Raw genomic sequence first — 13,807 nt, 5'->3', positions numbered from 1 at the left:
AAGCGGTAAGACTGTTTTCGAAATTCGCTCTGGCGAGTCATATGGTGGTGGTTTCGAGAACCGGCGCGCAGCGGACATTTAGGTCCGTGAGCACCGGAAGCGCAGAAAACGCCGCCAGATGGCCGCCAGAGTAGAGTTTCCAAACGGTCTCGGTGCAGCAAGTAGCGAAAGATCGCCATTCGGCCCGCCGGTTTCAAGCCGGTTCAGGAGAAACTGTCGTAGCCGGCGCGGCCCTCGTCCAGCAGCCGCCGGATCACGCCGACGCCGCCCGCGATGTCCTCTCGTCGCTCCGGCTGTGAAACGCCAAACCGCACGCCGTGAAAAACCTGCTCGGAACGCCCGGCCTTGAACTCGTCCTCATCGTCGATGAGCACGCCATGTTCGAGACAGGCGTTCTTGAAGGTGCCGGAAAGCCATGGATCGGGCAGGGTGAGCCAGACGAAGGGCACATTGTCTAGTGCGTTGAAGTCGAACCCGGCTAGTGTCTCGCGCACGATCGCCACGCGCGCGTTGATCTCGACGATGCTGCGCTTGCGCATCTCGCTGGCCTGGCCGGACAGAACCAGTCGGCTACACACTTCCGCCAGCAGGAAGGGGAGGCCACCCGTCAGCATCTTGTGAGCGACCCGGATCCGGTGGCGATAGGCCGGCGGACAAGCGAGCCAGCCGCCGCGAACGCCGGCCGCAACCGATTTCGACAGGCCGCCGGCAACGATGGTCCGTTCGGGGGCATATTCGGCCAGGAGCGGCGTCGGGTCGTCGGTCAGATCGCCATAGAGATCGTCCTCGATCAGGATGACATTGTATTCGCGCGCGACGCGCGCGATGGCCTCGCGGCGCGTCGCCGACAGCGTCACCAGTGTGGGGTTCTGTGCCGTCGGCATCAGGAACATCATTTTCGGGTGTTTTTGCGCGCAGACGCGCTCGAAATCCTCTGGATCGAGCCCTTCCGCGTCCGACGTCACCAGCGCGGTGCGGCGGCCGATCAGGCCGGCGCTGCGAGAAATCTGCGAATAGGTGAGGTGCTCGAAGACGATATAGTCGCCGGGCGTGGTCAGCGCGGCAATCGCCGCCATAACCGCGGCATGGGTGCCGAGCGTCGGAACGATGCCATCGGGGCTTGGGCGAAACGAATTTCGCGACAGCCAGCTGCAGCCGGCCTCGACCCAGCGGTTGGGAAAATCCCGCGTATAGCTTGAAATCTCGTACGGATGCTCCTGCGCCGTGCGCGAAAGCACATCGGCGACAATGGCGCCCTGGCCGGTATCAGGCGCAGCCGTGCTGTCGAAGCGCAGTTTGCCGCGAGGCGCATCGATATAGCGCGTGCCTTCCACCTGCGGGTCGGGCGCCAGCAGATCGGTCTTGGTGTCATGCCGGCCAAGCACATAGGTTCCGCGTCCGACTTCGCCGCTCACCAGGCCCCGCTCGCGCAACAATTGGTAGGCCCTGCCGACCGTGCCGACGGTCGTGTCGATGTCATATGCCAGATCGCGCTGCGGCGGCAGTTTTGCCCCGGCGGCAATTACGCCACGGTCGATATCCGTTTCGATGGAATCTGCAAGCCGCTGATAGAGCGGCCCGGAGCTGGCGGAAAGGTCGGGAAGCCAATTTGTCATGGTGACAATTTTCTATATTGCACCGTTTTGAGAGTCAATACATATGTGACCGCGCAACAAATAGATACAATCTCGAATTCTGGTAGCAAGAAAATGGCTGCAATCGATACAATCCGTTACATGAGAGCTGGGTTGCCCGGAGCCCGCCCGTCAGGCCGGCAAGGCTATGTCCGTCGCCTGGTGCGAATGGTCAATTCACTCGCAAACCGGATCGGCAACCTGCTGGACCGCCGGCGCAGCCGGCTGGTCTTGCTGGAGATGACCGACGATCAGCTTAGGGATATCGGCATCTCGCGTGCCGACGCCCATCGTGAGGGTCTGAGGCCGTTCTGGGACTGAGAATACGCCGGCTTCGACTGCAGGCAGCGGCTCACTTCCCTATGCAGCCGCACCGCAGGCCGGATTGCCAGCCTGCCAGCGGGCAATGTCAGAACTGATGCGTGCGCCGAGCGGTTCGGCCATCAGCGGACCGTACACGTCCACCCGGCGTGAATTGCCCTGTGCCTGCACGACCAGCAACGGCTTTCCGCCATAATGCTTGACCGGGACCAGCAGGAAGCGCGGCGTGCCGGTGAACGAATTCAGCTCGTTGGCCATCTGATAGGGCTTGAAGGCGGGATCCTTGCTGGCGATCCAGCATTTGTGGGCGGCGATCGCCACCTGTTCCATGGCAAGCAGCGCCGCGCTCTTGCCAGAAGGCGCCGGCGCGCTCTTCGGCTTCGACTGGCAGGAGGCGAGCACAAGGCCGGCGGCGGCGACAAGAGCGAGGCGGGCGATCGTCTGTCTCGGGCTCATGCGGCGCCTATTTCGAATTCGGAAAAAAGATGAACGCTGAAGATATCAAGCGGCGATGCCAAGCGCGCTTTCGAACAGCGCCCGGCCGTCGCTGCCGCCATGCGCCGCTTCGATCAGGTTCTCGGGATGCGGCATCAGGCCGAGCACATTGCCCTGGCCGTTGATGATGCCGGCAATGTCGTTGATCGAGCCGTTGGGATTGGTGCCTTCGGCATAGCGGAACACGACTTGGCCTTCGCCTTCGAGCCTGCGCAGCGTCTCGGCGTCGGCAAAGTAATTGCCGTCATGATGCGCCACCGGCGAGCGGATGATCTGGCCCGGCTGGTAGCGGCGGGTGAACATTGTGTTGGCGTTGGCGATCTGCAGCTTGACCTGTCGGCAGACGAATTTCAGCGACGTGTTGCGCATCAAGGCGCCCGGCAAGAGGCCGGCCTCGACCAGGATCTGGAAGCCGTTGCAGACGCCGATGACCATCACGCCCTTGGCCGCCTTTTCGGCGACCGCCCGCATCACCGGCATGCGCGCGGCAATGGCGCCGCAGCGCAGGTAATCGCCGAAGGAGAAGCCGCCGGGAATGGCGATCAGATCGACATCGGGGATTTCGGTGTCGGTCTGCCAGACGGTGACCGGCGGCGTTCCCGAAATTTTGGTCAGCGCCGCGATCATGTCGCGGTCACGGTTGAGGCCCGGGAGAAGAACAACGGCTGATTTCATTTCGGTTCGTAAGGCCTCTGGGCTTCGGCAAGCTCGCGCAGGTCTAAGCGGCGTTCAATATGTTCCAGGCGCTCGTCCTGGCGAGCCAGCACGCCATAAATGTTCTTCACGTCGCCCTCGGTGGCGATGAGATGGCCGCGGATAGAGCCAAGCTCGGACTTTACCTCCCCGAGCGTCAAATCCATCCTGTCCAGACGCGACTGAATGGACTTGAGGACTTCAAATATCAAGCTTCCATCAATCTCGGCCATCTGCCCTCCGGCACAACCTCAGGTAATGGCCACACTATAGTTCTCAATCACCGTATTCGCCAGAAGCTTGTCGCACATGGCTTTGAGATCGGCTTCGGCCTTGGCCTTGTCGCTCTCAGCAAGCTCGACGTCGAAAACCTTGCCCTGCCGAACCTGGCCGACGCCGTCAAAGCCCATCCCGGACAATGCGTGTTCGATCGCCTTGCCTTGCGGGTCGAGCACGCCGTTCTTGAGAGTGACGGTAATGCGGGCCTTGATCACGCTGGACATGCTCCTGTTCGACGTGTTGAGCGGCAAGAAATCTCAGTGCGGCTTGCCTTTGAGGCCATCGGTCGAGGCGACGAGCACCGGCCCGGCGGGACGCGGCGGCTCGTTCTCGTTCATGATGCCGAGGCGGCGGGCGACTTCCTGATAGGCTTCGACCAGACCGCCCATGTCGCGGCGGAATCGATCCTTGTCGAGCTTGTCCTGGGTCGCCACGTCCCACAGACGGCACGAGTCCGGCGAGATCTCGTCGGCAACGACGATGCGCATCATGTCGCCTTCGAACAGCCGGCCACATTCGATCTTGAAGTCGACAAGCTGGATGCCGACGCCCATGAACAAGCCGGAGAGGAAGTCGTTGACGCGGATGGCCAGCGCCATGACGTCGTCGATCTCCTGCGGGCTTGCCCAGCCGAAAGCGGTGATGTGCTCTTCAGACACCATTGGGTCGTCGAGCGCATCGGCCTTGTAATAGAATTCGATGATCGAGCGCGGCAGCACGGTGCCTTCCTCGATGCCGAGACGCTTGGCTAGCGAGCCGGCGGCGACATTGCGCACGACCACCTCGAGCGGGATGATCTCGACTTCCTTGATCAGCTGCTCGCGCATGTTGAGCCGGCGGATGAAATGGGTCGGAATGCCCATCCGGTTGAGATGGTTGAAGATGTGCTCGGAAATGCGGTTGTTGAGCACGCCCTTGCCATCGACGATTTCGTGCTTCTTCTTGTTGAAAGCGGTCGCGTCGTCCTTGAAGAACTGGATCAGTGTTCCCGGCTCAGGGCCCTCATAGAGGATCTTGGCCTTGCCTTCATAAATGCGGCGGCGATTTTTCATCTGATCTTTTCTCTGGATTTCCGGGCAGGCGGCAAGCGACCAGTTCCTGTCCGTACGCCTAAATTAGTGCGGCAACGGTAGGGGTTCAATGCCGGTGTCTATCCCAATCGCAGTGTTTGCTCAATCGGCAAATCCTTTCAATCACCGCTTTCCGGAATGAAATGCCGCAGCGCAGCAAGTGATGTAGCATATTGACCGGCCCGCGGCCTTTTGGTTTGTGCTGGGCAAGACACATATTTCGACTGCCAACCAAATCGGATTTGACCGGAGGGATGCCATGAGCAGCATGAAAGATCGCGAGGAGGGCTTCGAGCGCAAGTTCGTAATCGACGAGGAACTCCGGTTCAAGGCTGCGGCCCGCCGCAACAAGGCGCTCGGCCTGTGGGCCGCCGAAAAGCTCGGCAAGGCCGGGGCCGACGCCGAAGCCTATGCCAGCCAGGTCGTCCTCGCCGATATCGAGGAAGCCGGCGACCACGACGTTTTCCGCAAGATCCGCAAGGATTTCGACGAAGCCGGGGTCGTCCAGTCGGACCACCAGATTCGCCGCACCATGGACGATCTGATGGCGCAGGCAATCGAGCAGATCAAGAACACCTGACCCTTTGCTCTTAGCCAATCGACACGCTGGACCAATCGACCGCCTCGCCCCTCCGGGCGGTTTTTCTTTGCCTTTGCAGCTGTTTCCGGCTGAACTGCATTAGAGCGACGTGCATCCATTCGGAAAGTACGCTCTAAAACTTTGACTCCTCGCGTCGGGCCGACTTTGTCGGCGATTTTGGGCCGATGCGAGGTCGAATAAGGAAGGCGCCCATGTCCCTCAAGTCACGCCTTGCGGCCGATGAAACCTTGTGCACCGCATGGTCCGGCGTGCCTGATGCCCTGACGGTCGAGATTCTTGCCAGACAGGGGTTCGATGCCGTCACGCTCGACATGCAGCATGGCGGACATCATGAGGACAGCGTGCTGCGCGGCCTTGGGCCGGTGCTGGCCGCCAACAAACCGGCGCTGGTGCGCATTCCGGTTGGCCGCTTCGACATGGCCAGCCGCGCGCTCGATTTCGGCGCCGAGGCGGTGATTGCGCCGATGGTGAATTCGGTGGCGGATGCCAGGCTGTTCGCTGCCGCCATGAAGTATCCGCCGCTCGGCGAGCGCTCCTGGGGCCCGACTTATGCCTTTCCGCGTCATGGCAAGGGCGACTATGCCGACTGGCTGCGCGACAGCAACGCGCGCACCATGGCCTTCGCCATGGTCGAGACGCGCGCCGCGCTCGATGCACTCGACGGCATCCTCGACACGCCGGGTATCGACGGCATCTTCCTAGGCCCATCGGATTTTTCGATTGCCTGGTCGAACGGCGCCGCCGTCAACTCGACGCTCGAAAGCATGATGGAAACAGTCGCCTCGATCGCCGAGCGGACGCGCAAGGCCGGCAAGCATGCCGCGATCTACGTCATCGAGCCGGCCATCGCCGGCCGTGTGGTGTCGATGGGCTACCGGCTGCTGGCGATGGGCTCCGAGCATGCGCTGATCGGCCTGGGGGCAAAGACCCTGCTGAAGAGCGTGAGGGACTCGATAGGCCCCTAAAGGTCGGTCAGGAATTTCGCAAAAGTCATCGAGCCTTCCGGCCACGGGCCGAAGCCGGCATCGGCGTTGAGATGTCCGGCCTCGCCGGCGTCGATGAACAGCGAGCCCCAGGCGCCGGCAATGTCCTCGGCCACCTCGAAGGTGCAGAACGGGTCGTTGCGGCTGGCGATCACCACCGAGGGAAATGCCAGCGGCTCGCGCGGATAAGGTCCGAAGGTCATCAGGTGCCTGGGTTTTATCTCTGGGTTGGCGACGTCGGGCGGCGCCACGAAGAAGGCTCCGGCGACCGGACGCTGGAACTGCGGCATTGCCTGGATCACGGCAGCGACGCCGAGTGAGTGCGCGACGATGACGACCGGTCGCTCGGCCTCGTTGACCGCCTTCGCCACGCTCGCCGTCCAGTCTTCGCGCACTGGCTTCGACCATTCCGCCTGCTCGACGCGCCGCGCCGTCGACAATTTCGATTGCCAGCGGCTCTGCCAATGGTCGGGACCGGAATTGGTGTAGCCCGGCACGATGAGAATGTCTGCATCCCTGACTTTCATGGCGCGCATGTAGCGAGGGACACGGTTTCGTGCAACCGCGCATGATCCCAAAAGGTGTGAAGCGGTTTTTGGACAAGATCATGCGCAAAACTGGGTCTGACCCGTGCAATACTCACAAATAGTGAACACCATGTTCGCTTCTTGCCGTCTTGTGTGAACGATCGCGATCGACGATCTGTCATCGGGAGAGGAAACTGCCGTGTACATGAGACCCGGGATTTGGAACTGACACGACGAACAATGGTAGGTAGCGCCGGGCTCCTGGTTTTGGGGATTTCGTCGAAGGCCGCCCAAACGGAGACTTTCATGAGCGAACTGCCCTTTGCCGCCACGACCCCGGTCAGTGTTGCCCGAGTCGGGTTGCGCGCGCGCGATGCCGAAAATCTCGCTGCCTATTATCGCAACGTCGTCGGTCTGCGGGAACTGAGCCGCGCCGGGGGCACTATCACGCTGGGCGCCGCCAATCGTCCCTTGCTCGACATCGAAGCGGATGCAGCGGCGAAGCCTGACGATCCGCGCAGCGCCGGCCTGTTTCATACTGCCTTCCTGCTGCCCAGCCGGGCCGACCTCGGGCGCTGGATCAACCACGCCATCGCCAACAATATCGGCATCGACGGCGCTTCCGACCATCTGGTCAGCGAGGCGCTCTACCTGAACGATCCCGAAGGCAACGGCATCGAGATCTATTCCGACCGCCGCCATGAGGACTGGAAGTGGAATGGTGACAAGATAGCGATGGCGACCGAACGGCTCAACATTTCGTCGGTCGTCGCCGACGTGCCGGCCGGCGATGCCGCCTGGCAGGGCATGCCGGACAACAGCATCATCGGCCATGTCCATCTGCGCGTCGGACGGCCGGAAGACGCCGAGGCCTGGTGGCACCAGGAATTCGGCTTCGATACCATGGCGAAATATGGTGGCGCGGCGGTGTTCCTGTCATCAGGCGGCTACCACCACCACATCGGCGCCAATTCGTGGCAGAGCGCCGGCGCCGGCCGTCGCGATCCTTCCCGGTCCGGCCTCGCCTGGGTCGAAATGCGGTCCGACAATGTGACTGATGCAGCGACGCGCGAGGACCCGTGGGGAACGGTGATCAGGACCGTTCCCGGCAAGGCTTGATTATTCGAACCTGACGGTGCGGCGAGGTCGAGGCCGTCTTACCTTCTCCCCTTGTTTGTGGGAGAAGGTGGCCGCCACGGGTCTTGCCTTCGGAAAGCCCGAGGACAGGCTCCGCGGTCCGATGAGGGGTGCTCCAGCTTGGAACCGCCGGCTGGGACCGGTCAAAACCGCGTGGCCTCACGCTTCTCCGAACACCCGTTTGAAGATCGTGTCGACATGCTTGGTATGATAGCCAAGGTCGAATTTTTCACGAATTTCGGCCTCGGGCAAGGCTGCGGTGACCTCCTTGTCGGCCAAAAGTTCATCAAGGAAATCAGCGCCTTGCTCCCATACCTTCATGGCGTTTCGCTGCACCAGCCGGTAGGCGTCCTCACGGCTGACGCCGGCCTGGGTCAGAGCCAGCAGCACACGCTGCGAATGCACGAGGCCGCGGAACTTGTTCATGTTCTTCAGCATGTTGTCGGGATAGACGAGCAATCTGTCGATGACACTGGTCAGCCGCGATAGCGCGAAATCGAGCGTCACAGTCGCATCCGGGCCAATCATGCGCTCGACCGACGAATGCGAAATGTCGCGCTCATGCCAGAGCGCCACGTTCTCCATCGCCGGCAGCGCGAACGAACGCACCATGCGCGCAAGCCCGGTGAGGTTTTCGGTCAGCACCGGGTTACGCTTGTGCGGCATCGCTGACGAGCCCTTTTGCCCGGGCGAAAAATACTCTTCGGCCTCCAGCACCTCGGTGCGCTGCAGATGGCGGATTTCCGTCGCCAGCCGTTCGATCGACGAGGCGATGACAGCGAGCGTCGCAAAGAACATCGCATGGCGGTCGCGCGGGATCACCTGCGTCGACACCGGCTCCGGCTTCAATCCGAGTTGCTTCGCCACATGTTCTTCGACATAGGGATCGATATTGGCGAAGCTGCCGACTGCACCTGATATGGCGCATGTCCCAATATCCTCGCGCGCGTGCACCAGCCGCTCGCGGCAGCGCGAGAATTCGGCATAAGCCTGCGCCAGCTTCACGCCGAAGGTGGTCGGCTCGGCATGGATGCCGTGACTGCGACCGATGGTGACGGTGTCCTTGTGTTCGAAGGCGCGGTGCTTGAGCGCCGCAAGCAGGCCGTCGATGTCGGCCAGAAGGATGTCGCTGGCGCGGGTGAGCTGCACGGCAAAGCAGGTGTCGAGAACGTCCGAGGAGGTCATGCCCTGATGAATGAAGCGGGCGTCCGGACCGACGAATTCGCCGAGGTGGGTGAGGAAGGCGATGACGTCGTGCTTGGTGACGCGCTCGATCTCGTCGATCGCCTCGACGTCGAACCTGGCGGCTCCGCCTTTTTCCCAGATCGTTTTGGCGGCCTCCTTCGGGATCACGCCGAGCTCGGCCAGCGCGTCGCAAGCGTAGGCCTCGATCTCGAACCAGATGCGGAACCGGGTTTCGGGCGACCAGATGGCCACCATTTCCGGCCGGGAGTAGCGAGGGATCATCGGTCAGTCCTGACTTGCGAGGGCGTTCGCCCGCGTCGTAACAGAGGCAGACAAAATGCTCAACGCTGCTGCCGCGCAAACCAGATGCTGGCGAGAGCAAGCGCGATGAAACCGAGCGGAAAATAAAGCCGGATACCCAGCACGATGAATTGATAGAACGCCGTTGCCATGGTGTGCACGAACTGGATGGACCAGCCAATGGTCAGTGCAGGTTCATGCCACTGGGCATAGTAGGAACGGTATTGCAGCGCAAAGAGCCCACCGGTGAAGCCGATCGTGGTGGCAAGAAGGCAGACAAACGCGGCCGCCAAGGCCACTTGCCAATGCCGCCCGAGCGAGACGAGCCGCGCCAGGAACAGGCCAACCGGAAAGGCCAGCGCACCGCCCGCCGCATAGAGCAACGAGACGAAGCGGATATTTGCCGGGGTCACCCAGTCATCCAGCAGCAGATTGACAAGTGCGCTGGCGCCCATCGCGGCGGCCCACAGCAGGGCGCCGCAAACTGCGGCGGACGGCGACGGCAAGGCCTTGCGGATGCGAACCAGGACGCCGTTGCGTATGGCGGGGAGCGACGTCACAGCCGGCCGGTCACGGCGATCCAGCGATAGTCAGGCCCTTCGAAGCCGTACTGGCGCACCGCGATCAGCACGGCATAGGCGCTGAGGCCCTGCATGGAAAATGTCTGCACCGCGCCGATTCGATAGCCTTTCGGGCAGCCTCTGCTTTTGGGGATCGACTTGTCTTCGTGCAGGAGTTCAGTCTTGCCGCCGCCTTTCGCCTCGATGCGCAACAGCCGAAAGCCGTTGATCTCGCCAAGGTTTTGGCAGGTTTCGGTATCGTTCATGCCGATCTCGTCGAGTCGGAACTCGAGCGGATCATCGACCGGCGAAAAGATCGGCCGCGGGTTGACCACCATGCGGAACGGATCGGCCGAAAGCTCGGTCACCGGGTTGGAGCCGGCGGTGATGCCGCGATTCGCCGTCAATTCCGCCTGTTTGATGATAGCTTCACCTTTCTGCCGGGCTGCAAGACGCGCCGCGTCGAGCGTTGCGTTCTCGTCGTCAAGCCGCACCCTGATCGGTGTGCCCTTGAGAAAACTGTCGTCGGCGGTGTTGATGTAATAGCGATTGGCATAGGGAAACCCCGACCCGTCCTGGACACCGTACTCCTCGAAGGCGAAGGCGCCGCCATCCCCGGTGAAGCCGAGGATTTCAAGCTCGGCAACATCGCCGGCATGCGCGGCGAGCGAAGTTGCAAACTGGGCAAGGAAGGACACAGCAAACAGGACGAGAATTCGCATCGGATTTCCGTTTGAGCAGCCAGCGTTGTTTCGATCACTATCACGACATCGTCAAAACGTCGTGCCCTCTGAGACGCAATCCGATGCATCCAATCGTGCCGTCATTTGTTTATGTTGGCAGCTTCACCGCATCGACCCGAAAATCGGAATCGATTTTCGGAAAGTACGATGCGTTGATTTAAAGTGTTAGGGCGTCCTTTGCGCGTCCAAAAGGACGCGCGGCGCTCTAATGGAGAACCCACAATGACCGATGCAGCCACCATTCGCGAACATATGGAAGTGATCGGCGCCGACGGCGTCCATGTCGGCACTGTCGACAAAGTTGAGGGACAACGAATCAAGCTGACCAAGCGCGACAGCGGCGAGGGCGCCCACAGGGGGCATCACCACTTCATTCCGCTCAGCCTCGTCGCCGAAGTCGAGGGCCAGAAAGTGCGGCTGTCGGCAAATTCGGATGTCGCGGTCACGTTCGAGGAGGAAAAATCCGACCCCACCTGATGACGGGCCACGGCAGCCCGCATTCAGCGCGACGACCAAACCGGAAACAGATCGCCATCGGCGGGCGTTGCGGCAAAGACGCCGCGGCTGATGGCGCGCGCCATGGTGGCGCCGGCCGCGGCGTAAAGCTCGATGGCGTCGTTGGGCGCGAGCTCGATGCCGCTCTTGCCGGTCGCCAGCGCGAAAACCAGATCGCCGTCGGCCGGCGTATGTGTCGGCCAAATGGCGCGCACGAAGCCGTCATGCGCTGATATCGCCAGGCGTTTTGCGGCGGCCTTGGTGAGAAGGGCGTCCGTGGCGATGACGGCGATGGTCGTGTTGCCTCCGACGTGCTTGTCGCGAAATTTCAGCAGGATCCTTTTCGCGTCCGCCGGCATCGGCGCGGGATAACCAAGCCCGCCGAACTCGTCGCCGATCTCGAAGGGCGCTGCCCAGAAGTGCCTGCTTCGGGCGATCGTCACCGAGCCGGTCGGATTGACGGCGGCGAGTGCGCCGATGGTGACGCCGCTGTCGAGCATCGTCGAGGCCGATCCGAGGCCGCCCTTGAGGCCGGAACTCAGGGCACCGGTGCCCGCGCCGACCGTGCCGAGCGGAAAATCGATGCCGACTGCCTGTGCCGCCTCATAGCCGAGATCGCGGTAGGGCGGATAGCGGCCCCAGTCCTTGTCGCCGCCGTTGCGCAGGTCGAACAAGATCGCCGCCGGCACGATCGGCACGCGAAAGCCGCCGACCTCCACGCCGATGCCGTTTTCGCGCAGTGCCGCCTGCACGCCGGAGGCGGCATCGAGACCGAACGCCGAGCCGCCCGAAAGCACCACGGCATGGATCGCCTCGATTGAATTGTGCGGCTCGAGCAGGTCGGTCTCGCGGGTGCCCGGCGCACCGCCCAGGATCTGCACACCGGCCACTGCCGGCTCGTCGCAGACGATGGTGGTCACCCCGGACTTCAGCCTCGCATCGGAAGCGTTGCCGACACGCAGTCCGGCGACATCGGTGATGAGATTGCGCGGCCCGGTGCGAAACATCATTTGGCCTCCGCCGGCACGAAATTTGCGCCGTTGAAACGGAAGACCCGATAAAGGTTTTCGGTCAAGTCGCCCTTGCCGTCAAAGCGGATCGGCCCGATCGCGGTACTGAAGTCATGCGCGGCGAGCGCATCGGCCAGTGGCTTGCCGGAGGTTTCGGCCGTCGCCGCCTTGGCGATCTCGACCGCCGCATAGGCCGGCAGCGTGTAGCCCTCCGGCACGATCTTTTGTGCGGCAAAGCTTTCGAGCACCTCGGAGTCGGCGACATCGGCCCATTCGGGCGGCGCAAACATCAGCGTGCCCGTGGCGTAAGGCACGTCGCCGGGCGCTGTGCGCAGCGCTTCGCCGCCGGCAAAAATGATGCCGGCGTCGAGCTGGCCGGCGTCGCGGCCCATGATGGCGATGTCTTCGCCGTCGCCGCCGGCGAAGACATGCGTTGCGCCGGCCTTCCTCAGCCGCCCGATCAGCCCGATCTGGTTGCCGAGCTGCGGCCTGAATGTGTCGACGAACACCGGTTTCAGCGCCGCCTGCTCGGCTGCCGCCCGAAGCGTCTCGGCGATTTCGCGGCCGTAAATCGTGCCGTCGTCGATGATGGCGAACAGCTCGTTCTGCCATTGGCGGGTGAGATTGATGGCGACGGCGTTGCGCTCGTCATCGCCACGCGGCCCAAGCCGAAAGATCGGCCAGCCGGTCTTGGCGCGCCGGTCGGTCAGGCTTTCGGTGCGCACGCCGACGGTGATGACCGGTATGTTGGCGTCTTTCAGGATCGGCAGTGCCGCCTCGATCGCCTCGGTGCAGAGGAAGCCGACGACCACGCCGACTTTCGACGCAACGAATTCCCTCGCCGCGGCAGCCCCGCCATCGGCCGTGCAGGCGTCGTCAACAACCTTGAGTTGAGCACCGTTCGCCGCTGCCGCCAGGCCGGCGCCCGCCTCGATCTGCTTGCCGAGGGTCGCCGACGGCCCGGACAGTGGTGCCGCGACACCGACCAGCAGCGTCTCAGCGTTCGCGTTACCGGCGAGAGACAGCCAGGCCAGCACCGCTATTGTCGTTGTCGTGCCTTTTGTCCGGGGTCGCATGCGAGCGAAGAATTCCTCCGCGCCGGTCGCGTGTTTGCCGGCGCCACTTCCTGCCAAGACCTAAAGGCTGGTCAGCTTTCACGCAACACGCGAAATTCAGGATGCATGTCAACCACTTCGCTTGTGGCATGCAATATGCCGCCATATATAACGGTTGGGTTCATCTCGCTTCAAACCAATGGAAATCGCCGGTGCTGAAGAAGAACGACATAGGGCCGCAGGCCTATCGCGACGCGATGGCCCATTTTGCCGGCCACGTCCATGTGGTCACCACCGATGGTTCCGCCGGCAGGCGCGGTGCGACTGTCATTGCAGCCTGTTCGGTGTCGGACACGCCGCCGACCATCCTGGTCTGCCTCAATCGCGAAAATCCCAAGAACGAGCCGTTCGTGAAGAATGGCAGGTTCGCCTTGAACGCGCTGGCTTCGGACCAGGAGGCGCTGTCGGTCGGCTTTTCCGGCCTCACCGGCCTGCCCGTCGAGGAACGCTTCGCGCTCGGCGAGTGGGATATGATCTCGACCGGCGCGCCGACACTGAAGGGCGCGCTTGCCGTGTTCGACTGCGAACTGATCGATACCAAGGATCTGGCCACCCACCGTGTGCTTTTTGGCAAGGTGACAGGCCTGCGTATCGGCGATAATTTGCGGCCGCTGATCTATCACGACCGCGGCTATCACGCTCTGTAGAGGCTCTGGATG

18 protein-coding genes are annotated in these 13,807 nt (G+C 62.5%); 6 read left to right on the top strand and 12 right to left on the bottom strand.

What is annotated here, in order from left to right; genetic code table 11:
* Positions 1–203: 203 nt before the first annotated feature.
* Positions 204–1,616 carry an aminotransferase-like domain-containing protein gene (locus AC0L3H_RS18410; RefSeq protein WP_473586402.1) on the bottom strand — a complete coding sequence of 471 codons (1,413 nt, stop codon included), beginning with the start codon at positions 1,614–1,616 and terminating at the stop codon, positions 204–206.
* A 93-nt stretch (positions 1,617–1,709) separates the two neighbouring features.
* Here AC0L3H_RS18410 and AC0L3H_RS18405 point away from each other — a divergent pair, with 93 nt between their 5' ends.
* Positions 1,710–1,955, top strand: a complete 246-nt coding sequence (locus AC0L3H_RS18405) for a DUF1127 domain-containing protein (RefSeq protein WP_287247473.1) — start codon at positions 1,710–1,712, stop codon at positions 1,953–1,955.
* A 39-nt stretch (positions 1,956–1,994) separates the two neighbouring features.
* On the opposite strand, the gene AC0L3H_RS18400 is transcribed toward AC0L3H_RS18405, so the two are convergent.
* Genes AC0L3H_RS18400 through purC form a run of 5 tightly spaced genes read right to left on the bottom strand, consistent with a single transcriptional unit; the run spans position 1,995 to position 4,474 of the window.
* Positions 1,995–2,411 (bottom strand): hypothetical protein, encoded by a 417-nt coding sequence (locus tag AC0L3H_RS18400; protein ID WP_473586401.1) that lies wholly within the window; start codon positions 2,409–2,411, stop codon positions 1,995–1,997.
* Positions 2,412–2,456: 45 nt separating this feature from the next.
* Positions 2,457–3,125 (bottom strand): phosphoribosylformylglycinamidine synthase subunit PurQ, encoded by a 669-nt coding sequence (gene purQ / locus AC0L3H_RS18395; protein ID WP_023798248.1) that lies wholly within the window; start codon positions 3,123–3,125, stop codon positions 2,457–2,459.
* The gene (locus AC0L3H_RS18390) at positions 3,122–3,376 is read right to left on the bottom strand and encodes a hypothetical protein (RefSeq protein WP_091591367.1); all 255 of its coding nucleotides are present in this window, start codon (positions 3,374–3,376) and stop codon (positions 3,122–3,124) included. The genes purQ and AC0L3H_RS18390 overlap by 4 nt, the downstream gene beginning before the upstream one ends.
* Before the next feature lie 18 nt (positions 3,377–3,394).
* Positions 3,395–3,637: a phosphoribosylformylglycinamidine synthase subunit PurS gene (gene purS / locus AC0L3H_RS18385; protein WP_023798246.1), complete on the bottom strand. Its 243-nt coding sequence runs from the start codon at positions 3,635–3,637 to the stop codon at positions 3,395–3,397.
* A gap of 42 nt (positions 3,638–3,679) precedes the next feature.
* The gene (gene purC, locus AC0L3H_RS18380; RefSeq protein ID WP_023798245.1) at positions 3,680–4,474 is read right to left on the bottom strand and encodes a phosphoribosylaminoimidazolesuccinocarboxamide synthase; all 795 of its coding nucleotides are present in this window, start codon (positions 4,472–4,474) and stop codon (positions 3,680–3,682) included.
* A 277-nt stretch (positions 4,475–4,751) separates the two neighbouring features.
* On the opposite strand from purC, the gene AC0L3H_RS18375 reads away from it, so the two are divergent.
* Positions 4,752–5,072 (top strand): DUF1476 domain-containing protein, encoded by a 321-nt coding sequence (locus AC0L3H_RS18375; RefSeq protein ID WP_091591813.1) that lies wholly within the window; start codon positions 4,752–4,754, stop codon positions 5,070–5,072.
* A gap of 212 nt (positions 5,073–5,284) precedes the next feature.
* Positions 5,285–6,058 (top strand): HpcH/HpaI aldolase family protein, encoded by a 774-nt coding sequence (locus AC0L3H_RS18370; protein ID WP_473586400.1) that lies wholly within the window; start codon positions 5,285–5,287, stop codon positions 6,056–6,058.
* Here the strand turns inward: AC0L3H_RS18370 and AC0L3H_RS18365 are convergent.
* The gene (locus AC0L3H_RS18365; protein ID WP_023798242.1) at positions 6,055–6,603 is read right to left on the bottom strand and encodes an RBBP9/YdeN family alpha/beta hydrolase; all 549 of its coding nucleotides are present in this window, start codon (positions 6,601–6,603) and stop codon (positions 6,055–6,057) included. The genes AC0L3H_RS18370 and AC0L3H_RS18365 overlap by 4 nt on opposite strands.
* A gap of 306 nt (positions 6,604–6,909) precedes the next feature.
* On the opposite strand from AC0L3H_RS18365, the gene AC0L3H_RS18360 reads away from it, so the two are divergent.
* Entirely contained in the window at positions 6,910–7,722 is an 813-nt protein-coding gene (locus tag AC0L3H_RS18360; protein WP_473586399.1) for a VOC family protein, read from the top strand.
* 177 nt (positions 7,723–7,899) lie between these two features.
* Here the strand turns inward: AC0L3H_RS18360 and purB are convergent, their stop codons facing one another.
* The 3 genes from purB to AC0L3H_RS18345 are packed head-to-tail and all read right to left on the bottom strand — an operon-like array spanning position 7,900 to position 10,507.
* Positions 7,900–9,207 carry an adenylosuccinate lyase gene (gene purB / locus AC0L3H_RS18355; RefSeq protein ID WP_473586398.1) on the bottom strand — a complete coding sequence of 436 codons (1,308 nt, stop codon included), beginning with the start codon at positions 9,205–9,207 and terminating at the stop codon, positions 7,900–7,902.
* A 59-nt stretch (positions 9,208–9,266) separates the two neighbouring features.
* Entirely contained in the window at positions 9,267–9,785 is a 519-nt protein-coding gene (locus AC0L3H_RS18350; RefSeq protein WP_287120352.1) for a hypothetical protein, read from the bottom strand.
* Positions 9,782–10,507 carry a DUF2259 domain-containing protein gene (locus AC0L3H_RS18345; RefSeq protein WP_473586397.1) on the bottom strand — a complete coding sequence of 242 codons (726 nt, stop codon included), beginning with the start codon at positions 10,505–10,507 and terminating at the stop codon, positions 9,782–9,784. Before AC0L3H_RS18345 ends, AC0L3H_RS18350 begins: the two co-directional genes overlap by 4 nt.
* Before the next feature lie 243 nt (positions 10,508–10,750).
* On the opposite strand from AC0L3H_RS18345, the gene AC0L3H_RS18340 reads away from it, so the two are divergent.
* Complete coding sequence (locus AC0L3H_RS18340; protein ID WP_473586396.1) at positions 10,751–11,005, top strand: DUF2171 domain-containing protein; 255 nt, start codon at positions 10,751–10,753, stop codon at positions 11,003–11,005.
* Between the two features lie 23 nt (positions 11,006–11,028).
* Here AC0L3H_RS18340 and AC0L3H_RS18335 read toward each other — a convergent pair whose 3' ends face one another.
* Positions 11,029–12,030 carry a P1 family peptidase gene (locus AC0L3H_RS18335; RefSeq protein ID WP_473494275.1) on the bottom strand — a complete coding sequence of 334 codons (1,002 nt, stop codon included), beginning with the start codon at positions 12,028–12,030 and terminating at the stop codon, positions 11,029–11,031.
* The gene (locus AC0L3H_RS18330) at positions 12,030–13,109 is read right to left on the bottom strand and encodes a branched-chain amino acid ABC transporter substrate-binding protein (protein WP_473586395.1); all 1,080 of its coding nucleotides are present in this window, start codon (positions 13,107–13,109) and stop codon (positions 12,030–12,032) included. The genes AC0L3H_RS18335 and AC0L3H_RS18330 overlap by 1 nt, the downstream gene beginning before the upstream one ends.
* Before the next feature lie 191 nt (positions 13,110–13,300).
* On the opposite strand from AC0L3H_RS18330, the gene AC0L3H_RS18325 reads away from it, so the two are divergent.
* Positions 13,301–13,795, top strand: coding sequence for a flavin reductase (locus tag AC0L3H_RS18325; RefSeq protein ID WP_023798233.1), 495 nt, complete (start codon positions 13,301–13,303; stop codon positions 13,793–13,795).
* Positions 13,796–13,807 lie beyond the last annotated feature (12 nt).

It is taken from the genome of Mesorhizobium sp. WSM4816, from assembly GCF_055811535.1.
The sequence above is the reverse complement of the archived record's forward strand: the minus strand, read 5'-3'. Positions and strand labels throughout refer to the sequence as shown.